Source organism: Cobetia sp. 1AS1 (assembly GCF_029846435.1).
Lineage (GTDB): Bacteria > Pseudomonadota > Gammaproteobacteria > Pseudomonadales > Halomonadaceae > Cobetia > Cobetia amphilecti.
Genome location: NZ_JARWKU010000001.1, coordinates 267462 through 291839, shown reverse-complemented (window position 1 = coordinate 291839; position 24378 = coordinate 267462). Strand labels below are relative to the sequence as shown.

The 24378-nt window shown below is 64.4% G+C and carries 20 protein-coding genes; 6 read left to right on the top strand and 14 right to left on the bottom strand.

Going from position 1 to position 24378, the window contains the following annotated elements:
- The first annotated feature begins 37 nt into the window (after window positions 1–37).
- Together epmB and QD280_RS01275 are read left to right on the top strand one after the other, a co-directional pair.
- On the top strand, window positions 38–1255 hold the full coding sequence (epmB, locus tag QD280_RS01280) for an EF-P beta-lysylation protein EpmB (protein ID WP_279838086.1): 1218 nt from the start codon (window positions 38–40) through the stop codon (window positions 1253–1255).
- Between the two features lie 125 nt (window positions 1256–1380).
- Window positions 1381–1740, top strand: a complete 360-nt coding sequence (locus QD280_RS01275) for a 5-carboxymethyl-2-hydroxymuconate Delta-isomerase (protein WP_043335180.1) — start codon at window positions 1381–1383, stop codon at window positions 1738–1740.
- A gap of 110 nt (window positions 1741–1850) precedes the next feature.
- On the opposite strand, the gene QD280_RS01270 is transcribed toward QD280_RS01275, so the two are convergent.
- From QD280_RS01270 to pgi, 6 genes are all read right to left on the bottom strand, one after another.
- Complete coding sequence (locus QD280_RS01270; protein WP_043335179.1) at window positions 1851–2099, bottom strand: TIGR02647 family protein; 249 nt, start codon at window positions 2097–2099, stop codon at window positions 1851–1853.
- A gap of 239 nt (window positions 2100–2338) precedes the next feature.
- A complete protein-coding gene (serB, locus tag QD280_RS01265) occupies window positions 2339–3550 on the bottom strand; it encodes a phosphoserine phosphatase SerB (protein WP_131431580.1) in 1212 nt (403 codons plus the stop codon).
- 106 nt (window positions 3551–3656) lie between these two features.
- Window positions 3657–5933, bottom strand: a complete 2277-nt coding sequence (gene parC / locus QD280_RS01260; protein ID WP_279838085.1) for a DNA topoisomerase IV subunit A — start codon at window positions 5931–5933, stop codon at window positions 3657–3659.
- Between the two features lie 107 nt (window positions 5934–6040).
- Window positions 6041–7921, bottom strand: coding sequence for a DNA topoisomerase IV subunit B (gene parE / locus QD280_RS01255; protein ID WP_043335172.1), 1881 nt, complete (start codon window positions 7919–7921; stop codon window positions 6041–6043).
- Window positions 7922–8135: 214 nt separating this feature from the next.
- Entirely contained in the window at window positions 8136–8888 is a 753-nt protein-coding gene (locus tag QD280_RS01250) for a YqiA/YcfP family alpha/beta fold hydrolase (protein WP_225996379.1), read from the bottom strand.
- A gap of 269 nt (window positions 8889–9157) precedes the next feature.
- Window positions 9158–10861 carry a glucose-6-phosphate isomerase gene (pgi, locus tag QD280_RS01245; protein ID WP_279838084.1) on the bottom strand — a complete coding sequence of 568 codons (1704 nt, stop codon included), beginning with the start codon at window positions 10859–10861 and terminating at the stop codon, window positions 9158–9160.
- A gap of 204 nt (window positions 10862–11065) precedes the next feature.
- On the opposite strand from pgi, the gene cmoA reads away from it, so the two are divergent.
- Window positions 11066–11812 (top strand): carboxy-S-adenosyl-L-methionine synthase CmoA, encoded by a 747-nt coding sequence (cmoA, locus tag QD280_RS01240; protein WP_043335167.1) that lies wholly within the window; start codon window positions 11066–11068, stop codon window positions 11810–11812.
- A 31-nt stretch (window positions 11813–11843) separates the two neighbouring features.
- Entirely contained in the window at window positions 11844–12872 is a 1029-nt protein-coding gene (cmoB, locus tag QD280_RS01235; RefSeq protein WP_279838083.1) for a tRNA 5-methoxyuridine(34)/uridine 5-oxyacetic acid(34) synthase CmoB, read from the top strand.
- Between the two features lie 164 nt (window positions 12873–13036).
- Here the strand turns inward: cmoB and norR are convergent, their stop codons facing one another.
- Entirely contained in the window at window positions 13037–14818 is a 1782-nt protein-coding gene (norR, locus tag QD280_RS01230) for a nitric oxide reductase transcriptional regulator NorR (protein ID WP_279838082.1), read from the bottom strand.
- Window positions 14819–15013: 195 nt separating this feature from the next.
- On the opposite strand from norR, the gene QD280_RS01225 reads away from it, so the two are divergent.
- A complete protein-coding gene (locus QD280_RS01225) occupies window positions 15014–16231 on the top strand; it encodes a globin domain-containing protein (protein ID WP_279838080.1) in 1218 nt (405 codons plus the stop codon).
- A gap of 165 nt (window positions 16232–16396) precedes the next feature.
- On the opposite strand, the gene cysN is transcribed toward QD280_RS01225, so the two are convergent.
- The 6 genes from cysN to QD280_RS01195 all read right to left on the bottom strand — a co-directional run bounded on the left by cysN (window position 16397) and on the right by QD280_RS01195 (window position 22513).
- On the bottom strand, window positions 16397–17848 hold the full coding sequence (gene cysN / locus QD280_RS01220) for a sulfate adenylyltransferase subunit CysN (protein ID WP_279838079.1): 1452 nt from the start codon (window positions 17846–17848) through the stop codon (window positions 16397–16399).
- A 158-nt stretch (window positions 17849–18006) separates the two neighbouring features.
- On the bottom strand, window positions 18007–18918 hold the full coding sequence (gene cysD / locus QD280_RS01215) for a sulfate adenylyltransferase subunit CysD (RefSeq protein WP_054557074.1): 912 nt from the start codon (window positions 18916–18918) through the stop codon (window positions 18007–18009).
- Window positions 18919–19213: 295 nt separating this feature from the next.
- On the bottom strand, window positions 19214–19960 hold the full coding sequence (locus tag QD280_RS01210) for a metallophosphoesterase (RefSeq protein WP_192838500.1): 747 nt from the start codon (window positions 19958–19960) through the stop codon (window positions 19214–19216).
- 120 nt (window positions 19961–20080) lie between these two features.
- Window positions 20081–20527 (bottom strand): DUF1249 domain-containing protein, encoded by a 447-nt coding sequence (locus QD280_RS01205; protein ID WP_043337025.1) that lies wholly within the window; start codon window positions 20525–20527, stop codon window positions 20081–20083.
- Window positions 20528–20858: 331 nt separating this feature from the next.
- Window positions 20859–21497 (bottom strand): NUDIX domain-containing protein, encoded by a 639-nt coding sequence (locus QD280_RS01200; RefSeq protein WP_043337028.1) that lies wholly within the window; start codon window positions 21495–21497, stop codon window positions 20859–20861.
- A 332-nt stretch (window positions 21498–21829) separates the two neighbouring features.
- Window positions 21830–22513: a hypothetical protein gene (locus tag QD280_RS01195; protein ID WP_131431568.1), complete on the bottom strand. Its 684-nt coding sequence runs from the start codon at window positions 22511–22513 to the stop codon at window positions 21830–21832.
- Window positions 22514–22709: 196 nt separating this feature from the next.
- On the opposite strand from QD280_RS01195, the gene QD280_RS01190 reads away from it, so the two are divergent.
- Window positions 22710–23249 carry a GreA/GreB family elongation factor gene (locus tag QD280_RS01190; RefSeq protein WP_279838078.1) on the top strand — a complete coding sequence of 180 codons (540 nt, stop codon included), beginning with the start codon at window positions 22710–22712 and terminating at the stop codon, window positions 23247–23249.
- Between the two features lie 45 nt (window positions 23250–23294).
- On the opposite strand, the gene QD280_RS01185 is transcribed toward QD280_RS01190, so the two are convergent.
- On the bottom strand, window positions 23295–24350 hold the full coding sequence (locus QD280_RS01185; RefSeq protein ID WP_279838077.1) for a methyltransferase: 1056 nt from the start codon (window positions 24348–24350) through the stop codon (window positions 23295–23297).
- Between the last annotated feature and the right edge of the window lie 28 nt (window positions 24351–24378).

Sequence of the window (24378 nt, the reverse complement as noted above, 5' to 3'; positions counted from 1 at the left end):
AGTCAATTGGCTGCAATCATGACTAGAAGTGATGCGCATGATAACCCGAACCCCTGCATCCTTGCATACCATCCCGCACACCAGCCACGAAAGTCGTGCCTCAGAGGCCTTCTCATCTGCCGGTGAAGCCCCGTCTGCCCCGAATGACTGGCGTGCACAGCTACGCGACGTGATCCGCTCTCCACAGGCCCTGCTGGAGCGCCTGGGACTGGAGCGCGAGTGGCTGCCGGGCGCCCGCGACGGCCATGAACTGTTCGCGATCCGCGTGCCCGAGGCCTATGCCAGCCGCATTCGCGCCAATGACCCCGACGACCCACTGCTGCGCCAGGTGCTGCCGCTGGACGCCGAGACCGACGTGCTCGACGGCTACGTCACCGATCCGCTGGAAGAGGCCGAGCATACGCCGCTGCCGGGGCTGATCCACAAGTACACCAACCGGGTGCTGCTGATGGCCAGCGGCGGCTGCGCGATCAACTGCCGCTACTGCTTCCGCCGTCACTTCCCCTATGACGACCACCAGCCCAGCCGCGCGCAGTGGCAGGATATCCTCGACTACCTGCGTGCCGACGAGCGCATCCATGAGGTGATCCTGTCCGGCGGCGACCCGCTGGTCTCCCCCGACAAGCGCCTGGCGTGGCTGGTGGAGTCGCTGGGCGAGATTCCGCATCTCAAGCGCCTGCGCATCCACACGCGCCTGCCGGTGGTGATTCCGGACCGCGTCAATGACGAGCTGCTCGGCTGGCTGGGTGCCACACGCCTGCAGAAGGTGCTGGTCATTCACACCAACCATGCCAACGAGCTGGACGACGCCGTCGCTGCCGCCATGACTCGCCTCAAGAGCGCCGGCGTCACCCTGCTCAACCAGGGAGTCATCCTGCGCGGCGTCAATGACAGCGTGGAAGTGCAGACGGCCCTCGCCGAGCGCCTCTTCGAGTGCGGCGTACTGCCCTACTACCTGCATGCCTTCGACCCCGTGCAAGGTGCCGCCCACTTCGCGGTCAGCGATGAAGAAGCCTGCAACCTGATGGAAGCGCTGCTTGAGCACCTGCCCGGCTTCCTGATGCCGCGCCTGGTACGTGAAGTGCCCGGACGACGCTCCAAGACACCTCTGTCCAAGCCCACAGTGTCCAAGCCCACGGAGTCCAAGACACATCCGGGAGTCGGCGCCGCCACTGGCCCTTCGGCGTCTTCCCCCGCGGGCGACGAGGGAGAGCCATCTTCGCTCAACCTGACGGGTATCATCGCCAGCGCGTGAATGGCGCACTGGCAGCGTGCTGCAACAACAGGCGGCGTGCTGCACAAAATTTGCTACTATCGCTGGCCAATTTCATCATCGGCACACGCCCCGAGAGGCGTGGCCATCCTCAAGGAGCCCATCACATGCCTCATCTCGTCATTGATTATGCCGACAGTCTGGCCCCCAGCCTCGACATGGACGCGATCATGGATGACCTGCATGCCGCTGCCATGCAAAGTGGCCTGTTCAAGGAAACCGACATCAAGGTGCGCGCGGAAAGCTGGCGCCACTGGCGTCTGGCAGGCAATCAGGCACCGCTGGCGCACAAGCACGGCTTCGTCAATCTGCACTGCCACCAGCTGGAAGGCCGCAGCGATGACGACAAGTCGCGCCTGGCGGATATCCTGATGGAGGCCCTCAAGCCTCACTGCGAGGCGGCCCGCGAAGTCAGCGTGGAGATCGTCGAGATCACCCGCGCGACCTATCGCAAGCACAAGGCCTGAGCGCACGGGTGACTCACCGCCCCTGAGACCGCAGACGAAAACACCCCGTGACCGAAAGCCACGGGGCGTTTTTCCTTCTCGCGATCAGCGATTCAAGCCAGTGGGCGAACTCAGGTGCCCGTCATGGCCATCGGGACGTGAAGCAGGTCATTGAGACGATGGGCGTGTTCGGCGGCCTCACGGCCCACCGACGTCAGATAGCCGCCATCCGGCAGCGTGGTCAACCCCTTGGCATGCAGACGCTCGGCGGCGGCCACCATGTCGGGACTGGCATCGTGGCGAATCTTCAAACCCTTGAGGGCGGCATCATGCGGAAACAGGCACAGCAGGTGCAGTTCATCGTCATAGGGTGACGGCATGGGCAAACTCCTGACGGCGTGGCGAGTGGCGTTTCAGTGTGGCGTCAACTGACGAGCGACGAGTCGTCGGCGCTTCCCCTCCAGTCTAGCCCTCACACCCGAAAGCGCATTGCTGCTTTGGGACTATTCTATGACCTGATGACCAGACGACAACGCCCCCATCGCGGCGGCGATGGGGGCGTTGTCACTCACACACTGGCTTGTCACTCAGCACAGGCGTTCAGCGGCTGAATCACGGATCAGTGCTCGAGATCCTGCTGGCGATAGCCCATCAGGTAGAGCACGGCATCCAGGCCCAGAGTCGAGATCGACTGGCGCGCCTGTTCACGCACCAGCGGCTTGGCGCGGAAGGCGATGCCCAGCCCCGCCTCGGCCAGCATCTTGAGGTCATTGGCACCGTCACCGACGGCGATGGTCTGCTCCATGCGCAGGCCATGACGCTCGGCGATTTCGCGCAGCAGCAGCGCCTTGCGCTCGGCATCGACGATCGGCTCGCGCACTTCACCGGTGACCTTGCCATTGACGATCACCAGCTCATTGGCGTGGATCTCATCGAAGCCCAGCAGCTGCTGAAGATGACGCGCGAAGTAGGTGAAGCCGCCGGACAGGATCGCGGTGCGATAGCCCAGCGCCTTCAGGTTGGCCATCAGGCGCTCGACCCCATCCATCAGCGGCAGATTGGCGGCGATATCGGCCAGCACCGACTCATCCAGGCCTTCCAGCTTGCTCATGCGTTCGCGGAAGCTTTCCTTGAAGTCCAGCTCGCCCCGCATGGCACGCTCGGTGACTTCCGAGACTTCCTCGCCGACACCGTGACGACGCGCCAGCTCGTCGATCACTTCGGTCTGGATCAGCGTCGAATCCATGTCGAAGCAGATCAGGCGACGATGCCGACGCCAGATATCGTCTTCCTGGATCGCGATATCGACACCGTGCAGCGCGCCCAGCGCCAGCGCCTTCTCGCGCAGGGCGTTGATGTCGGTGCCACTCTCCGGCAGGCGCAGCCAGCACTCGACACAGGCGCCTTCGGCCGGTGACTCGCCATCCAGCGGCTCACGCCCCGACAGACGATGCATCAGCTCGACGGTGATGCCGAATTCTGCCGTCAGGCCACCGACCTCGGCCAGAATGCCGGCCGGCAGACACGGCGCCAGCAGCGTCAGAATCCAGCGCGGGCGCTCCGCCTGATGGCTCCAGCGCGCATATTCTTCAGCACCGACCTGCACGGCCTGCACATCCAGCCCCAGCTGTTCACCGGCGGCGGCCAGCGCGGCCTCCAGGTCGGACTCCGCGCCGAGAGCCACCAGCGCTTCCAGCGACACCAGCCCGAAGGTCACGCTCTGATTAATGTCCAGCAGTCGTGCGCCGCTGCGCGCCAGCGCCTGACCAAGCCCTGCCAGCTGTCCTGGACGAGCCGTACCGGTGGCACGGATCAAGATACGTTGTGTCATTGGAAAATCATTCCTGAGCAATGAATCATCAAGGTGTCGCCCACGGGGCATGTCGGCGTCAACGCCGACGCACCTCAGCTAACAAGCCAGGCCATCCGGCCCGGATTCAACTATCGACGGCCAGACGGTCGACCTTCTGGAAGCCCTTGGGCAGCTTGCTGCCGCGGCGGCCACGCTCGCCACGATAATAATCGAGATCCGCCCCCTTGAGCAGGGTCTTGCGCTTGCCGGCATGCACCACCAGGGTCGCGCTGGCGGGCAAGACCACCAGCGAGCGCACGAACTCCTCGCGGTTGGCGGCGCGTTCGCCCGGAATCGACAGCATCTTGTTGCCCTTGCCCTTGGACATCTCGGGCAGTTCGGAGAGCGGGAAGACCAGCAGGCGCCCTTCGTTGGACACCACCGCCACTTCCAGGGCCGCGGGCGTGCCATCGGCAGCCTCCGGCACTGTCGGCACCTCGACCGGCGGCAGCACCGCACAGCCGCGCGGCAAGGTCAGCGCCGCCTTGCCGGACTTGTTCTTGCCGGTGAGCTGTTCGAGCGTGGTCACGAAGCCATAGCCGCCATCGGAGGCCAGCAGATAGCGCGCGGAAGGCGCATCGAGCAGCAGCCCGACCATCGCCGCCCCCGCCGCCGGATTCATGCGCCCGGTGATCGGCTCGCCCTGCCCGCGCGCACTGGGCAGATTGTGCGCGGCCAGGGTGTAGGCACGCCCGGTGTCATCCAGCAGCACCAGCGGCTGATTGGTCTTGCCGCGCGCCGCCAGATGGAAGCGGTCGCCGGCCTTGTAGGACAGGCCTTCGGGGTCGATATCATGCCCCTTGGCGGCACGGATCCAGCCCTTCTCGGACAGCGCGACGGTGATCGGGTCGGCGCCCATCAGCTCGACTTCCGACAGCGCCTTGGCTTCGCCGCGCTCGACCAGCGGCGAGCGACGTGCATCACCGAAGTCGGTGGCGGCCTGCTCAAGCTCACTGTCGATCAGGTCCGTCAGTGCCTCGTCGTTGCCCAGCAGATGCTTGAGGTGCTTGCGCTCGCGCTTGAGCTCGTCCTGCTCACCACGCAGCTTCATCTCTTCAAGACGTGCCAGATGACGCAGACGCAGCTCGAGGATCGCCTCGGCCTGACGCTCGGAGAGCTGGAAGGTCTCGATCAGGCTGGCCTTGGGGTCCTCCTCCTCGCGGATGATGCGAATCACCTCGTCGAGATTCAGATAAGCCGTCAGCAGACCCTCGAGGATATGCAGACGGTCCTCGACCTTGGCCAGACGATGTTCGAGGCGACGACGCACGGTGGCGCGACGATAGCGCAGCCACTCGGCCAGCATCTCGTGCAGCGCCATCACCCGCGGGCGCCCCTTGAGGTCGATGACGTTCATGTTGACGCGCGCGTTCTTCTCGAGGTCCGTGGTGGCGAACAGGTGCGCCATCAGGCCTTCGATATCGACACGATTGGAGCGCGGCTGAATCAGCAGGCGCGTCGGGTTCTCGTGGTCGGATTCATCACGCAGGTCCGCGACCATCGGCAGCTTCTTGGCCTGCATCTGGGCGGCGATCTGCTCGATCACCTTGGCGCCGGAGACCTGATACGGCAGTGCCGTGATCACGATATCGCCCTCTTCCAGCACGTAGCGGGCGCGCATCTTCACGCTGCCACGACCGGTGCGGTAGAGCTTGGCGAGGTCGGTGCGCGGCGTGATGATCTCCGCCTCGGTGGGGAAGTCCGGTGCCGGCAGATATTCCATCAGCTGATCGCTGTCGGAGTCCGGATGGCGCAGCAGATGGCGGGTGGCGGCCACGACTTCATGCACGTTGTGCGGCGGGATGTCGGTGGCCATGCCCACCGCGATACCGGTGGTGCCGTTGAGCAGCACATTGGGCAGACGCGCCGGCAGCACCTTGGGCTCGTTCATGGTGCCATCGAAGTTGGGCACCCAGTCGACGGTGCCCTGGGAGAGCTCGGACAGCAGCACCTCGGAGTACTTCGACAGCCGCGATTCGGTGTAACGCATGGCCGCGAAGGACTTGGGGTCATCCTGACTACCCCAGTTGCCCTGGCCATCCACCAGCGGATAGCGATAGCTGAACGGCTGCGCCATCAGCACCATCGCCTCGTAACAGGCGCTGTCGCCGTGGGGGTGGAACTTGCCCAGCACGTCGCCGACGGTACGCGCCGACTTCTTGTACTTGGCGTTGGCCGTCAGAGACAGTTCGCGCATGGCGTAGACGATGCGGCGCTGCACCGGCTTCATGCCATCGCCGACATGCGGCAGGGCGCGGTCGAGAATCACGTACATCGAGTAGTCGAGGTACGCCTTTTCGGTGTAGTCGCGCAGGGCCAGACGTTCGACGTCACCCTCCGCAACCTGGATATCCATGCTCATGGGCGCTTGACCTTGATTACGAGCGTAAAACCGGGGAGCGCCTGACTGTGGCGCTCCCGAAAGAATGCTGTCGCGCAGCTTGTCTTCTCTTGCAGCTCAACCGATGATCAGACCTCGATATCGGCCATGTTGCCGTAGTCCTCGAGCCAACTCTTGCGATCACTGGCGCGCTTCTTGGCCAGCAGCATGTCGAGCATCTCGTGGGTGCCGTCATCCGCACTGCGCGTCAGCTGCACCAGACGGCGGGTGTCCGGCGCCATGGTCGTTTCGCGCAGCTGCAGCGGATTCATCTCACCCAGACCCTTGAAGCGCTGCACATTGGGCGTGCCACGCTTGCTCTCGAGCTGCTTGAGGATGTGCGCCTTCTCGCTCTCGTCCAGGGCGTAATGTACTTCCTTGCCCAGGTCGATGCGGTACAGCGGCGGCATGGCGACGAAGACGCGCCCGGCATCCACCAGCGCCGGGAAGTGACGCACGAACAGCGCGCACAGCAGCGTGGCGATGTGCAGACCATCGGAGTCGGCATCCGCCAGGATGCAGACCTTGTGATAGCGCAGCTTGGTGAGGTCATCCGAGCCCGGGTCCAGGCCGATGGCGACCGCGATGTCGTGGACTTCCTGGGAGGAGTAGATGTCATGCGACTCGACTTCCCAGGTATTGAGGATCTTGCCACGCAGCGGCAGGATCGCCTGGGTCTCGCGGTTGCGGCCCTGCTTGGCGCTGCCGCCGGCGGAGTCACCCTCGACCAGAAACAGCTCGCTGTCGGCAGGGTCGGAGCTTGAGCAGTCCGAGAGCTTGCCCGGCAGCGCAGGCCCGGAGGTGACCTTCTTGCGCGCGACCTTCTTGGCGCTCTTCAGACGGCGCTGGGCCGCCGAGATCACCAGTTCCGCCAGCGCTTCGGCCTGATCGACATGGTGGTTGAGCCACAGCGAGAAGGCGTCCTTGACCACGCCGGAGACGAAGGCGGCGACGCTGCGCGAGGACAGACGTTCCTTGGTCTGGCCGGCGAACTGTGGATCGAGCATCTTCACCGACAGCACGAAGGCGGCGCGCTCCCACAGGTCATCCGCGCTCAGCTTGACGCCACGCGGCAGCAGGCTGCGGTAGTCGCAGAATTCCTTGAGCGCCTCGAGCAGGCCGGAGCGCAGGCCGTTGACGTGGGTGCCGCCCAGCGGCGTGGGGATCAGGTTGACGTAGGGTTCCTGCACCAGCTCGCCGCCTTCCGGCAGCCACTGGATCGCCCAGTCGACCCCGTGCTCCTCATCCTCGAAATGGCCGACGAACGGCGATTCCGGCAGGCGCTCGAAGCCATCCGTGGCGCCGAGCAGGTAATCGCGCAGGCCATCCTCGTAGTGCCAGGTCGTCTCGCTGCCATCGGTCTCGATGAGCACGACCTTGAGGCCCGGACACAGCACGGCCTTGGCACGCAGCAGGTGGCGCAGACGCGGCATCGCCAGGCGCGGGCTATCGAAGTAACTCTCGTCCGGCCAGAAGCGCACCAGGGTGCCGGTATTGCGCTTGCCGACGGTGCCGATCTGGGTCAGCTCCTCGGCCTTCTCGCCATTCTCGAAGGCGATGCGCTGACGCAGGCCATCGCGGCACACTTCCACTTCCAGACGTGTCGACAGCGCATTGACCACCGAGACGCCCACGCCGTGCAGGCCGCCGGAAAAGCGATAGCTGTCCTGGGAGAACTTGCCCCCCGCGTGCAGCTTGGTGAGGATCAGCTCGATGCCGGTCACGCCATGCTCGGGGTGGATGTCGGTGGGCATGCCACGACCGTCATCGCCGACCTCGATACCGCCATTCTCGAGCAGGCGCACGCGGATTTCCTTCGCGTGCCCCGCCAGCGCCTCATCGACGGAGTTGTCGATGACTTCCTGCGCCAGATGGTTGGGCCGAGAAGTGTCGGTATACATGCCGGGCCGCTTGCGGACCGGTTCGAGGCCGGAGAGGACCTCAATGGAACTGGCGCTGTACTGACTCATCGCAGCCTTGTGTCCTTGGTGTTGACGTCCGCCCTCCGACTCGCCATTTCACGTGCGCGAGACGGACAACGGATTCCTGAAAAATGAGAGACCGGCGCCTGGCGTACAGCATCGAACGCCCTGCCAAGTCGTGCCAATCCATGTCGTGCCAAGAGGTGCCGTGCCCAGCCAGGTCGTGGTGTCTCGTAGCAGAAAGCACCACGCACATGACCTGCTAGTCCGGCGCGACATGCATCGCCGCTGCGGTGGCGGGGGCCAGTCGGTGCCCGCCATGCGCCATGATCGCCGGCAGGTATTCCGCCAGCTGCGCAAAGCCGTGATCGCCACCCGGCGTGATGATCAAGCGACTTCCCTGATAGAGCCCTGCGGCATCATTGACATCCAATGTCTCATCGGCCGTCGCCAACAGCACCAGGGTGCGCTGCGCCGTGACCGGTTCCGCTTCCAATGCGAGCAGTCCGGGCCCGAAATCCTCGGTGACGGTGAACGTCACGCCGGTATAGGGGTTGGCATGCACCGAACCGAGCCATTCGCTGACCAGTCGCGCGGGACGCACGGCCGGATTGATCAGCACGCTGCGCGGCCCCTGACGCCAGACGCTCTGAGAGGGACCAGACGGCCCCTCGAGGCGCGCGGCCTCACGCGCGACCAGCCAGGTGGCCAGAAAGCCGCCCATGGAACTGCCGATCACCATGATGGCGTCATCACAGGCAGGGTCTGCGGGGTCCAGCGCCAGGCGCTCACACAACGTGAGATAGGCCGCGTTGACCGCCGCCTGACCCGCGCCGGGCTCCGGGGGGATGTCCGGCATCACGCACGGCAGGCCGAACTGCTCTGCCGCGCGCTGCATCAAGCGTGCCTTGGGCGAACAACTGGCCGAATTGAAGCCGTGCAGATACAGCAGACCCTTGACGGGCGCGGTGGCGTGCATCACTGCCGTATCTGACGGAAAGGGGGAATTGGCCATCAGCACTCCCGACAACACGCCAGACCGCGAAACCTTCCCTCCCACGCCTCAAGATGGCTGGGCATATCTCGAGCGTTCATACGCTGGAAGCAGGGATTTCGACGGTCCGCGTCGTGCTGTCTAGTGTAAACGATTGATTCGCTTATAGGATAGCGAGAATACTGTATAAATCAACAGAGAGCGACGACTGACGCCGCCGCTCGTCTTGCATGGCATATCAGCATGCCCTCACTCACACACTCTCACTCTCACTCACATCCGCCGTGGGCTCAGCGCGGGTCCTGATCCTGGGCTGCCCACACCGCTTCGATCAGCGCACGGCTGGAGGCATCCAGCGTCTCGAAGCCTTCGCCGGTGGTCATGGTCGCTTCGGTGGCGGTGGCGATCTGCTTGCCCAGCTCCACACCCCACTGATCGAACGGGTTGATATCCCAGATGGTGGCCTGAACGAAGACCTTCTGCTCATAGAGCGCAATCAACGCACCCAGCGTTTCCGGTGTCAGCGTCTCCAGCAACAGCGTGGTCGACGGCTGATTGCCACGGTAGCGCTTGTGGTTCGGCTGCGCCTCATCACCGGGGATGGCGTCATCGCCCAGCATCAGCACACGTGACTGGGCGAAGCAGTTGGCCAGCGTCAGGCGGTGCTGTGCCTTGAGGTGGGCGCGTGTCTCGGCGTCCTCGACGTGATCATAACGGCACATCGGCGCGATGAAGTCACACTCGACCGCCTGGGTGCCCTGGTGCAGCAGCTGATAGAAGGCGTGCTGAGCGTTCGGCCCCAGCTGGCCCCACAGCACCGGACAGGTCGAGTAGTCGATCATCTCGCCATCGTTGGTCACTGACTTGCCGTTGGATTCCATCTCCAGCTGCTCGAGGTAGCTGGCGAAGTATTCCAGGCGACCATCGTAGGGCAGGATGGAGTGGGCGCGGATATCGAGGAAGTTGTTGTTCCAGATCCCGGCCAGCGCCAGCAGCACCGGCAGGTTGTCTTCCAGCGGCGCGGTGCGGAAGTGCTCATCCAGCTCATGCGCCCCGGCCAGCAGGCGACGGAAGTTGTCCATGCCGACATTGAGCGCGATGGGCAGACCGATCGTGCCCCACAGCGAATAGCGCCCGCCGACCCAATCCCAGAACAGCAGCTGATGTTCCGGCGCGATGCCCCACTCGGTCATCTTCTCCGGCTTGGCAGAAGCGCCGATGAAGTGCTGACGGTTGATCAGCGCCTCCAGGCGCCCTTCCGGGTCGAGGCGTGACTTCAGCCAGTCGCGGGCAGTGCGGGCATTGGACAGCGTGTCGATGGTCGAGAATGACTTGGAGGACAGGATGAACAGCGTGGTTTCCGGGCTGAAGGACTCCAGATAATCCGCCAGCTGGGAGCCATCCATGGTCGAGGCGAAGTGCACGCCGATCTCGTGGATGTCCTTGGGGCGGCAATCGCTCAGGGCGCTGGAGACCATCAGCGGGCCCAGGTCCGAGCCACCGACACCGAGGTTGACCACGTCGGTGATCGGCTTGCCGGTGGCGCCACGCCACTGGCCGCTGTGGAAGGTGTCGACCATCTCGGCCAGGTGCTCGAGGCTCTCGTGGATGGCCGGCACGATATCCTCGCCGTCCACCTCGAGGCTGGCGGAGCGCGGCAGACGCAGCGCGGCGTGCAGCGCCGGACGGTCTTCGGAGCGATTGACATGCTCACCGGCCAGCAGGCGCTTGATGCCCTGCTCGACGCCGGTTTCGCGCGCCAGCTCCAGCAGCAGCTCCAAGGTCTCGCCCTTGAGGCGCTGCTTGGAGAGATCCAGACGCAGCCCCGCGGCAGAGCGTGTGAAGGTCGCCACTCGGTCACGCCCTTGCGCCGCATCCTCGGCGAACAGGTCCTTCAGATGCACATCGGCCATCTGCTCTTGATGATGGCGCGCGAGAGCCTGCCAGGCCTGGGTATTACGACGCGCAGAACGTGCCGCTGATTGAGTGGACATGGCCACCTCTCTCCTTGAAGTGTAATGACCGGCCCTGCATGGCCCGGCCTGAAATCGATTGATGGAGGCATCACCCACCGGCCGTGACGGGTGCGTCACGGGCGCCGAATGCGTAGAATGGCGGGCCCGACGGGGCGCTCTGCCCGGCCGGTCCTCGGCCACAGGCATGTCGCCCTGGCCCACTGCCCGATGAAGCCTTGATCCATGAGTGATGCATCTTACCGTGACGCGATATTTACGACACCCCTTGACCGTGTCGCCAGCTTCTCCTTCGACGAGCAGGTCGTCAGCTGCTTTCCGGACATGCTGCGCCGCTCGGTGCCGGGTTACGGTCAGATCATCGCCATGCTGGGCCTGATGGCCCGCGCCCACCTGCGCCCCGGCGCGCGGGTCTATGATCTGGGCTGCTCACTGGGTGCTGCCAGCATGGCGCTGGCCCGCGAGATGGCCGCCGAGGATATCGAGATCGAAGCCGTCGATCTGTCCAGACCGATGGTCGAGCGCGCCAGCCGCGAACTCGCCGAGGCCTTCCCCGACCACCGCATCAACGTCACCGAAGCCGACATTCGCACCCTCGACTATCAGCCGGCCGGCATGATCGTGGTCAATCTGACGCTGCAGTTCCTGCCGCCGGAAGACCGCGACGCCGTGATCGACAAGCTGTTCGCGGCGCTGGAACCCGGCGGCGTGCTGATCCTCTCCGAGAAGATCATCAGCGATGATCCGGTCGAGAATGCCTGGCTGATCGAACGGTATCATGACTTCAAGCGCGCCAACGGCTACTCCGATCTGGAAATCTCCCAGAAACGTGAGGCCCTCGAGGACGTGATGAAGCCCGACAGTCTGAACACGCATCACGAGCGCCTGGCGCGCGCCGGCTTCCAGCGCAGCCACACCTGGCTGCAATACCTGAATTTCGCATCGATGGTCGCCTTCAAAGCCGCCGAATGACCGCTACGCCTGCACGGACCCGACCCAGCGCATGAGCATTTCCCCGTACGACCGCGACCTTTACCGCGCCTTCACCGAGCTTGCCTGTGAGCCAGGCGCCGTCGGCGACGGCTTCGCCCGCTGGCTGGGCGCCCTGCCCGAGCAACTGGCCAATGGCCTGGACCGCAAGCGTCACGCCGACCTCAAGGCCTGGCATGGCGCGCTGGAAAAGCTGCCCGCCCTGCCCGACGCGCGCGATGTACAGCTGGATGCCGACCGGGTCGGTGCACGCTTTCCCACTGGCCTGACTAGCGGCCAGCTGCGCCAGAGCGAGAACCTGCTGCGTGCGATGATGCCGTGGCGCAAGGGCCCCTATCAGCTCGACGAGATCCATATCGACACCGAATGGCGCTCCGACTGGAAGTGGCAGCGTCTCGCGCCGCACCTGTCGGATCTCACCCATCGCCGCGTGCTGGATGTCGGCGGCGGCAATGGCTACCACGGCTGGCGCATGGTCGGTGCAGGCGCGACCTTCACGCTGGTGATCGACCCTTCGCCACGCTTCTACTGCCAGTTCCATGCCGTACGCCACTTCATCGGCGCGGACCACCCCCAGGGCCGCAATCTGCACTTCCTGCCGGTGGGCATCGAGGATGTGCCAGCGAAGATGGGCGCCTTCGATAGCGTGTTCTCGATGGGCGTGCTCTATCATCGCCCCTCGCCGATGGACCACCTCTTCCAGCTGCGTGACACCCTGCGTCCCGGCGGCGAGCTGGTGCTGGAAACCCTGGTGGTGGAAGGTGACGTGACGACGGTGCTGATGCCCGGCGAGCGTTACGCCGCGATGCCCAATGTCTACTTCCTGCCCTCCTCGCAGGCGCTGGCCCACTGGTGCGAGCGCGCCGGCTTCAAGGACGTGCGCATCGTCGATGAAGCCGTGACCACCCTGGACGAGCAGCGTGCCACCGACTGGATGACCTACCACTCGCTGAGCGACTTCCTCGATCCCGCTGACCCGAGCCTGACCCGCGAAGGCCACCCGGCGCCGCGGCGTGCGGTGCTGATCGCCACGCGCGCCTGAACTGGCGTCTGAGCTGGCGTCTGAACGCGCGTTCGAGACACGGACTTCTCGTCGCGCCAGAGCCGACAGCAGCAGAAATACAAGAACGGCGATGCTCCATGAGCATCGCCGTCTTCTTTTCTCTCCTCAGACACTGCCCCTCGTCTCAGGCACTGCAACTCGCCTCAGACAATCCCCAGACGCTGCGCCTGCCGGTACAGGTTGCCGCGATCGACCTTGAGCCTGCGCGCTGCCTCCGCCCAGTTGCGATCACTCGCCTGCCAGACCCGCGAGATGTGCTCGCGCTGAAACGCCTCGGTGGCATCGCGCAGTCCCAGCGTCTCGTCGTCGTCCTGCCAGGTGGCGCGCTGTGTAGAGCTTGCTCCTTCTGTCTGACTCGCTTCCGCCGCCTGACTCGCTCTTCCCGCCTGATCCACCAGCCCCACCTGCGCGCCCTGAATCTCCTGCGCCGCGCCGGTGGCCCGTTCAAGTGACACCTCGGCGTTGACCTCCAGCCCCAGCAGCTCCGGCGTGATCACCACCAGCTGGCGCCCATCGGCGCGCAGGCGAGTCGGGTGGGCACCATGCGCGAGCCGGGCATGCAGGGCGGCGCGGCTCAGGCAGTGCTCCAGCTCACGCACGTTGCCGGGCCAGGGGTACTCGCACAGCAGGCGCTCCGCCGCCGGCGTCAGGCGCAGATTGCCCAGTCCGAGGCGCGTGCGGTTGTGCTCAAGAAAGGTGCCGGCCAGCGCCAGCAGATCCGCACGCCCGCGTTCACGCAGCGGCGGCACCCTGAGCGGATAGACGCTCAGGCGGTGGTAGAGGTCTTCACGGAAATGCCCGGCGGCGACCTCCGCCTCGAGATCGCGATTGGTGGCCGCGATGACGCGCACATCGACCCTGACTACGCGATCGCTGCCCAGCGGCTGCAGCTCGCCTTCCTGCAACACCCGCAGCAGCTTGGGCTGCAGCGCCAGCGGCAGCTCGCCGATCTCATCCAGCAGCAGGGTGCCGCCATCCGCCATCACGAAGTGGCCACGGTGATCATGGGTCGCGCCCGAGAAGGCGCCACGCCGATGCCCGAACAGCGCACTCTCGACCAGGTCCGGCGACAAGGCGGCGCAGTTGATGCGTACCAGCGGCCGCGCAGCCCGCCGAGAGGCGTCATGCAGACGCTGGACCACGCCCTCCTTGCCCACGCCGGTCTCGCCCTGCACCAGAACCGTCATCTCAGTATCGGCGACCGCCTCCAGCTGCGCCTCGAGCCTGGCCATCGCCGGGCCCCGCTGCGGGCAGGCCATGGCACTCTGTGACGCCATGCCTGTCGGTGAGACCACCATCGGTGCCGAAAGCCCTGACCTGCCGTCCGTGGCCCCCGCAGCCCACTCCTGTCGCAGTGACAGCGACAGACAGTGTGCGGGGAGTGACAACCAGGCCTGCAACTCCTTAAGCGGAGGTGCCAGCTCGTCCGTACTCGCAAAGGCGCACAGCGATTCCAGCGGGGCCAGCACCCCCGGCGTCAGTGCGTCGAAGGTCATCACCCCCAGCAAGGTATCGCCCTCGCGCAGCGCGATACCGGCACAGTCATGCACCAGCAGATCCGGCCCATGCACGTCCCCCAGCAGACCATCGAAGGGGTCCGGCAGGTCGCTGTCCAACGCGAAACGATGCACTCCCGTGTGCTCGACGATCGCCTTGAGCCGCGGGTGCTCCGCCAGCGCGAAGCGTCGCCCGCGCACCTCGGCAGGCAGGCCGTAGGTGGCCAGTGGCAACAGCTCGTCACGCTCGGGCAGGTAGCGCATCAGGGTCGCCGCCTCACCGGGCAGCTGCTGCATGATCGCGGCCAGCAGACGCGTCCATGGCAGCGCGCGCCGCTCGCCGCCCTCCTCGCGGGACAACCAGGCGGCAAGCCAGGCATTCACGGCCGCGACCGGCGTATCGTTCAGGGGCAAGTGGGCATCGGGCATGCGGGCATCCTTGCGGGTATCGGGAGTGAGAGAGAGCTGAATCTTGATGTCATCATGACACGCTTGATGTCATTAAAACACGCCACATGACCATGTCTTTTTGACATCACTGGCCTGCAGGGTGCATGACGACTGGCCTCGAGAGTTGGCACGCCCCTTGCCATGGATAGGAGGACATCAATCAGAGGTATCGTCATGCTGACCAACGCCCAGGAAGACCTGATCGCCGCCACCGCTCCCGTCGTCGCCGAGCATCTCAATGCCATCACGGCGCGCTTCTATCCGCTGATGTTCGAGCGCTATCCCGAGGTGAAGCCGCTGTTCAACCAGACCCACCAGGCCAGCGGCGGCCAGGCCCGTGCGCTGGCCGGCGCCGTACTCGCCTATGTCGGCGCGCGCCACTCGCGTGAGGCGGTGGACCGCCTGCTGGCGCCCGTGGTCAGCAAGCATGTCTCGCTCAATATCCTGCCGGAACACTACCCCATCGTCGGCGAGTGCCTGCTGGCCGCCATCGGTGAGGTGCTGGGGGACGCCGTCACGCCGGAGATCGCCGATGCCTGGGGCGCCCTCTACGGGGAACTGGCCGCTGTGCTGATCGCCGCCGAGCAGGGCCGCTACGACAGCTTCGCCGCCACCCGCGGCGGCTGGCAGGGGCTGCGCCGCTTCCGCATCGTGCGCGCGCAGGACGAGAGCCGCGAGATTCGCTCGCTGTACCTGGCGCCGGTGGAAGGCCCGATGTTCTCCTTCCTGCCGGGCCAGTACATCGGCATGCGCCTGACGACACCCCAGGGCGTGATCCATCGCCATTACAGCCTGTCCCACGCGCCGGACGAGCGCTTCTGCCGTATCTCGGTCAAGCGTGAGGCCCACGGCCAGTCCAGCCAGTACCTGCATGCGCTGAAGGCAGGTGACGAGATCGAACTGCTGCCGCCAGCCGGCGAGCTGACCTTCGAGCATGCTGCCCCGCAGAGCGCCGATGCCCCGGTGCTGTTGCTGTCGGCGGGTGTCGGCCAGACGCCGATGCTGCCGCTGCTGACGGCGGCGCTGGCGGCAGGCCGCCAGGTGATCTACCTGCATGCGGCGCGCAATCCCGAGGTGCATGCCTTCGACGCCACTCTCAAGGCACTGGTCGCGCAGTATCCAACGCAGCTGCATTATCAGGTCTGCTACGAACAGGCCGAGACGCTGCCGCCCCATGCGCAGCTGGGCATCATCGAGCGCGACTGGCTGGCGCAGCAGATCGCCGCGACCGGTGCCAGCGCCGAGTCGCTGCAGGCCTTCGTGATCGGCCCGCATGGCTTCATGCAGAGCATGATCCAGCACCTCAGCCGTATCGGCGTACCGCTCAGCCAGTGTCACCACGAGCATTTCGGCCCCTCCGCCCCACTCGCCATCGACACTGCTGTCGCCTGATGCGCCAGAGGTGAGCCGCGCCATGCAAAAAGCCCCCATCGCCTTGCGGCCATGGGGGCTTTTGCGTTCTCCGGCTTCATTCCAGCAGGCCGTGTTGTTATTGCGTGTCCAGCGTTGTTGTTGGTATTTCGCTGACTTCCATTCTGCTGTCGCTACAGGACGGAATCAGTTGGTGCGGCCGAGCAGCTCGCGCACATCGCGGGCTTCCCAGTGCGGGAAGTGCTTGCGCACCAGCGCGTTGAGGTCGGCTTCAAACGCGGCCCAGTCGGTCTGCTGGGTGGTGGCCTGGGTGCCGGAGCGACCCACGCCGCGAATCATGCCCGCGCCGACGGTCACGTTGCTCAGACGATCAATGACGATGAAGCTGCCGGTGCCCGGGCTTGAGCGGTAGTCATCCACCGGCACCGCCTGGGTCAGCTCGAGCTGGACGCGACCGATGGCGTTCAGCGCCAGGCTGTCGCCCTCGTGATGCTCCAGCGTGTTGACGTCGTAGAGGTAGTCGATGGCGCTGACCTGGCCAGTCAGGTCGCGGGTCGCCAGCTTGATATCGTACTGACGGCCCGGCTGCAGCGGCTTCTCGTGCATCCAGACGACATCCGCTTCCAGCGCATTGGAAAGCGGCAGCTCGGCATCCGCCGCCACCAGCCAGTCGCCACGCGAGATGTCGATCTCGTCGTCGAGCGTCAGGGTGATGGCCTGACCCGGGTAGGCGATCTCGAGATCACCATCGAAGGTAACGATGCGCTCGATGGTCGAGGTCTTGCCGGACGGCAGCACCTTGACGCTGTCCCCCGGGCGCACGACACCGGCCGCCAGGGTGCCGCAGTAACCGCGGAAATCGAGGTTGGGGCGATTGACGTACTGCACCGGGAAGCGCAGATCGCTGAGGTTCTGGTCGTGGGTCAGTTCGACGGTTTCCAGCACCTCCAGCAGTGACGGGCCCGCTTCGCCATCGACGGTGTACCAGTCCAGTGACGGGCTGCGATTGACGACATTGTCGCCCTTGAGCGCTGACATCGGCACGAAGCGGATGTCGGGCGCATTCAGCTTGTTGGCGAATTCCTGATACTCGGCGACGATCTCGTTGAAGCGTGTCTCGGAGTAATCGACCAGGTCCATCTTGTTGACCGCGATCACCAGGTGCTGGATGCCCAGCAGGTCGGCGATGAAGCTGTGACGACGGGTCTGGGTCTGCACGCCGTAGCGCGCGTCGATCAGGATGATCGCCAGACTCGCGGACGAGGCGCCGGTGGCCATGTTGCGGGTGTACTGCTCATGCCCCGGCGTGTCGGCGATGATGAACTTGCGCTTATCGGTCGAGAAGAAGCGATAGGCGACATCGATGGTGATGCCCTGCTCACGCTCGGACTGCAGGCCATCGACCAGCAGAGCCAGATCGACCTCGTCACCGGTGGTGCCGCTGGACTTGGAGGCCTGGGTGATGGAGGCCAGTTGATCTTCATAGATCAGCTTGGAATCGAACAGCAGACGACCGATCAGGGTCGACTTGCCATCATCGACGCTACCGCAGGTGATGAAGCGCAGCAGGTCCTTGCGCTCGTGTTCTTGCAGGTAGGCTTCGATATCTGCGGAAATCTTGTCTGACGCGTGGGACACACTCTTCTCCTTGCCGCTGTCATGGGCCTGATGAGGTGGCGAGCCAGTGTCGCGAACCAGTGTCTCGTGAGGCTGCGAGCCGTCTCATCAGGCGAATTGTTCGTTCGGGTCATCAAGCGCCGCGTGGCGGCGCCTGCAGGCAATGTGCTGAGGCGACCTTAGAAGTAACCTTCGCGCTTCTTCTTCTCCATCGAACCTGCCTGGTCGTGATCGATGGCACGCCCGGAGCGCTCGCTGGTACGCGTCAGCAGCATTTCCTGGATGATTTCCGGCAGGGTCGCGGCGGTGGATTCCACGGCGCCGGTCAGCGGGTAGCAGCCCAGGGTACGGAAGCGCACGGACTTCATTTCCGGCACTTCGCCTTCCTTGAGCGGCAGACGGTCGTCGTCGACCATGATGTCGAGGCCGTCACGCTTCACCACCGGACGCACAGCGGAGTAGTACAGCGGCACGATCTTGATGGATTCGAGATAGATGTACTGCCAGATGTCCAGCTCGGTCCAGTTGGAGAGCGGGAAGACGCGGATGGACTCACCCTTGTTGATCTTGGAGTTGTAGATGTTCCACAGCTCCGGACGCTGGTTCTTGGGGTCCCAGCGGTGGTACTGATCGCGGAAGGAGTAGACGCGCTCCTTGGCGCGCGAGGCTTCCTCGTCACGACGTGCGCCACCGAAGGCAGCATCGAAGCCGTGCTTGTCGAGTGCCTGCTTGAGACCGGCGGTCTTCATGATGTCGGTGTACTTGGCGCTGCCGTGATCGAACGGGTTGATGCCCGCCTCGACGCCTTCCTGGTTGATGTGCTCGATCAACTCCATGCCGACTTCCGCGGCCATCTCGTCGCGGAACTTGATCATTTCCTGGAATTTCCAGGTGGTGTTGACGTGCATCAGCGGGAACGGCGGCACGCCCGGCGCAAAGGCCTTGCGCGCTAGGTGCAGCATGACGGCGGAATCCTTGCCGATGGAGTACAGCATGACCGGATTGGCAAATTCCGCTGCCACTTCACGGATGATGTGAATGGATTCGGCCTCAAGCTGCTTGAGGTGGGTCTGACGTTCGGGGGTAAGCATCGCGTGCGGCAACCTCGTGAGCGTTGGGACACGCCCCGAGAGGCGGCCCGTGAAGTCAGTGGCGCGCTCTGTCAGCGACAGATGAATGCCCCGAGGGAGCACGCCGAATGGTTACACGGTACTCGCCCCGCCTTGATAACGTCAAAGAATCAGAAACTATCTTTTAAGACCAAAAAGGCATACCTGATACCTGTGGGCCTTGCACCACACTCATCAACACCGAGGGCATTCACGCTGACGCCGAGGCAGCGCCAGCGCATGGGGTGAGCTTGCCCGCCCTTCCTTGCGAGCCTGGCTAGAGCGTGACCCGCTCCACCCAGGTCTCGAGATGCTCGCCATCGAGATCCACCACGCGCAGGCCGGGGCGCGCCGCCTCATCCACGGCGAAATCATGGCTCAGCGGAGCGAACTGATCGGAGGTGGAGGGAACGCCATAGACGGCCACACTGCCCTGCCCACACGGCATGAGTTGCGTGAAGGCCTGATGGATATGCCCACACAGCACGGCCCGCACCTGCGGGTATGGACGCAACGTTTCCCACAGCGCATCGCGGTCGGCAAGGCCCAGCGCATCCATCCAGTCCGAGCCGATCGGCAGCGGATGATGATGCATGGCCAGCAGGATCGGACGCGGGTCCAGCTCGACGGACAGCGCCAGTGACTGCGCAAGCTCGCTCAACTGCTCCTCGCCAAGCTCCCCCCCGGCCTGCCCGGTGACGCGCGAATCCAGACACAGCAGTCGCCAGTCGCCCAGATCCAGCTCGTGATGGAAGGGACGCAGCTCCTGCATGAATTCAGGATGATCGTGGTTGCCCGCGAACCAGAACCAGGGACAGCCCAGGCCATCGAACAGCTCTGCCGCCATGCGATAGGAGGCAGGGCTCTCATCCTGGCTGACATCACCGGTCACTAGCAGGATATCGGGGCGCAGGCGCGAGGCATGCGCCATCACCGCCTCCAGCTGACGCCAGGGGAAGCCCAGCCGTGAACGCGCATCAGGGTCGGCGCGCAGATGGCAATCACTTATCTGAATCAGTCGCATCGGTCTCTCGAGCAGCAGGAAAATGAACAGAACCGCGACGGCCGGGCCATCGCGGTTCTGTCAATCAAGACGGGAAATCCATCGGGTGTCAGCGCCTGTGCGCCATGCCAGCCCCAAACGTCACGGCAACTCCGGCACATCCGCCTGCCCGAAGGCGCGGGCATGGGTCAGCCATTCGCCGAGAAAGCGATTGAGCTGAAGCTTTTCGTCCGGCTGATGCATGCGCGGATTCGGGTAACGATTGCGCCCTGAGAAGTGACGCTGGCGCTGAAAGTCGGTGACCTCCGCCATGCGCACGTCGTGGTACAGGTGCACGCTCATGCGCGGCGAATCGATGATGTGGTCCAGCACGCCGGTCTGGGCGACCGTGACCATGGTGGTATAGGGCGCGCATTCGACCACCTCGAGCAGCAGCGTGCCGAAGTGGCCCTGATTGCCCGCCAGCGGGAAGGCGAAGCTGTCACCGGCCTCGGCCTTGCCGAGGATGCGCGTGAGGCGCAGATAATTGGACCCGCACTCGGCATGGAGTGCTTTTAGGTCAGCCACATAGGCTTTCTTGACCTGCATGGGCGATCTCCTTGCGAATCTCAGAACATTGGCATGTTGTCTGTCAAAGCACGCCCGCTATCGTGCGTGGCAAGATGCGGGCAACGTGCGATAAATCAAGCGCTGCGCCAGCGCTCAGGCTGTCGGCGATCAGCTCTCGGCTATCGACTCTCGAGTCCAGCTCTCGGGACTGAGGCTGAGACGAAAACCGAGACTGATACGGACACTGGCGCAGACAGTGATCGTTGCTGGCTGCCGGTTTTCAGCAAGCCTCTAGAATAGCAGCTCTGACGCGCAGGTTGAGGAAGCCTGCGTGAGACGCGGGGGATTGCCAAGCTTCGCCTTCACTGCCTCAGGCATGCATGACGCGCAACGAGGCACGTTCACGCAGCAGCCATTGCATGGCCATGATGGCCATCGCATTGCCCAACCGCCCTTGTTCCAGCAGCGTGAGGGCCGCCTGGAAATCGAGCACATGCACGCGGATATCTTCATTCTCCTCGGCCAGACCATGCACGCCGCCCAGCCCACTGCTGTCACACAGACCGATGAACAGCGTGACCTCCTCGGTACAGGCGCCGGGGCTCGGATAGTAGCGGTAGAGTTCGATCAGGTCGGTCAGCTCACACCCCGCCTCCTCGATCGCCTCACGGCGCGCGACCTCATGGGCCTGCTCGTCCTTGTCCACCAGCCCCGCAATCGGCTCCAGACTCCAGGGCGTGCGTGCATCTTCCAGCATGCCGGCACGAATCTGCTCGACGAAGACCACGCGGTCGTTGACCGGGTCGTAGGGCAATACGCCTACCGCATCGTGACGAACATGCACCTCGCGATGGATCACATCGCTCCAGCCACCGTTGAAACGCTGGTGGCGGAATTCGCGCTGCTCGAGGCGAAAGAAGCCGTCCTGCAACACCCTGGCTTCGACCAGCTCGACATCATCATGTGCGAAGGCCTGTTGCCCTGCGACGTGCTCTTGTTGCTCGCTCATGCATCCTCCTTGGCTGAGCAGGCATTATCCTGTCCTGCCGCGAGACTGGCCAGCCCGTCACCTGCAAACTTGCTTGCCGCGCCGCACTGAGTCCGTCATCAGCGCCATTCAAGGCGCCACCTGAAGGCATCTGGGCGACTTCTCATCCACAGAGCGGTAAACGACACGGCCCGAGCGGGATCTCCGCTCGGGCCGTGTCATGCAGGAATTCATTCGGGGATGTTACATCAGCGCCTGACGCCAGCGCTGCCGTTCACTTGCATGACTCACTGATGTCACTCCAGCCAGTCTCCGCTTCTGGCAGCCATGCAAGCGATACGGGCGGCGGAGACTCACTGCAGGCGCTTGATCAGCGCGGCAATCTCTTTCTGCAATTCCTGATCGGCCAGCTCACGATTGGGGCGTGGCGGCCCGTCCTGTGCGAGACGCGCATGCTTGAGCGCTTCCTCATCACGGCCTTCTGAGGCCAGATAATCGGCGTAATAATAATTGGTATCCATGCCCGTCGGGTTGACCTCAAGCCCCTTGCGCAGCACTTCTCCCGCCTTCTCATCATCCCCGAAGCCCACCGGCCAGCCGGGCGCCTTGTCATAGAGCGCGCCAAGCGTCACATAGGCGGAGGCATTGTCGCCCTTGGGGTCGAGCGTGATCGCCTTCTCGAGCGTGGCCTTGGCTTCCTTGGCCAGATCCAGCGCTCCGAGGCCACCGCGCGCCTTGGCCCATGAGGCCAGAATGATGCCTTCCCAGGTCAGCACATGGGCATTGTCCGGATACTGATCCGCCAGCGCGCGTACCTCCTTGCCCAGGGCCTCCATGCCCTTTTCCTGAGCATCACCGGAGACCTGATAATTGATCTGTGCCCAGCGCTTGGAGAGCGGGAAGACGTCATCATCGCCCGGGGCAGCATGGACTCCGGTCATGCCGGCCAGCGTGATGCCCAGCGCCATGCCCCCGGAGAGCAATACGCGACAGCAACGGGATATGACACGGCAAGACGGGTGTGAAGATGGCAGCATGGGCATGGACAGCTCCCTGATTTTCGTTATTGTTGGCAGATTCAGCATGGGTGACGCGCAAGTGCTCCGGCGAGCACACACTGACTGTAACGAACGTTTGAATCGGCCGCCAATCACCCTTGGTCGCAGGTCTCAACGCTAGCGAACATCGCACACGACGCCTTGAGCCTTACCCACAGAACCAGCGGAGCAGACCATGCAAGGTCGCAACATGACACGCTGGCGCGACCCCAAGACGGACCCGCGCCAGGAAAAGAAGAGCAAAGTGATTACCCCGCAGGGCCACGCGAAGATGAAGGGGCTGGCCGACCACCTGAGGCGCGTGAGGCGCCCGGAGCTTTCGCGCAAGACGGGCGAAGCTGCCGCCATGGGGGATCGCAGCGAGAATGCGGATTACACCTACAACAAGAAGGCGCTCAATCAGACCATCGCCAAGATCGCCTATCTGGAGAAACGCCTGGATGAGCTGACGGTCGTCGATCGCCTGCCCGCGGATCTGGAGCGCGTCTATTTCGCGGCCTTCGTGACGCTGGAGGACGAGCAGGGAGAGGAGATGGAGATCCGCATCGTCGGCCCTGACGAGACCGACAATCCGCGCCGCTGGATCAGCGTCGATGCCCCCCTTGCCAAGGCATTGCTGGGCAAGGGGCTGGATGACGAGGTGAGCGTGGCCGCACCGGGTGGCGAGACGACCTACATCATCACGGCCATCCGCTATCAGTCGCCAGAGGCGTAAGCGGCGAGCTGGGCATCAGGCCGCAGAGGCTCAGGTCGCAGGGAATCAGCGCGCCTTGCGTGCACGATAGACCTTGAACTGGCGCGTTTCCGCGAGCACTTCAAACTCGCCGAAGGCCGCCTGCAGCAGGTCGGGATACGGCAGGAAGGCATTGGCGACCAGTGTCAGGGTGCCGCCGGGCATCAGGTGATCCGGTGCCTGGCTGATCAGGCGCGCCGCCGGTCCGTAATCGATATCGCGCTCATGATGGAACGGCGGATTGGCCACGATGGCCTCGAACCGCTCCCCCTCGAACGCCGCGAAGACATCACTCAGGCGTACGTCCGCCTCAAGCCCGTTGAGCGCCAGGCTGCGACGGGTCGCTTCCACCGCGAAGGCACTGACATCGCCTGCCATCACGCGCGCACCGTGGCGCGCCAGCCAGCAGCTGATGATGCCATCACCCGTCCCGATATCCAGCGCACGCTTGTAGCCACGGATCGGCAGGTTCTCCAGCAGCAGCGCGGTACCCGGATCCAGCTTGGCATTGCCATAGAGCCCCGGATGACTGGTCAGTCGCATCTCCAGCGCCTCGAATTCGCCCCAGCCTTCTGTCCATTGTCCAGCCACTGCCAGTGGCGATTCACTGCTGGCGGCCTGTTCGGCCGTCAACTCACGCGTGGAGGATGACCACAGCTGGCAACGGCGCGCGGTATCGTCCTTGCGCGCCGTCATTCCCAGCGCCTTGAGGATGCGCTCAGCGCGCTTGATGCCACCGTTGACCTCGCCCACCACCTTGATCGGCGTACCGGCCGGCAACACCTGGCACAGCGCCACCAGCCACCACTCGCCCAGCGCGTGCGCCTTGGGCCAGAACACGATGGCGCCCGCGGCTTGCGCGATGGTGTCATCAGCTCGCGCATCGGCGAAGGACACCGCATGGCTGACCCGGTGCCCGGCCTCCCGCGCGGCATTCACGATGCCTGTGTCATGCCCCCAGACACGCCGCTGGCGGTCCGATGACAGCCACCAGTCATCACGCGGTGCAGCGACCCACAGCCAATCACGGAAATCACTGTCCTGACGCTCGAGCAGCTGACAGGCGGGGGTTTGAGCAGACATGAAGACTCCAACAGGGTAGGAAGATACG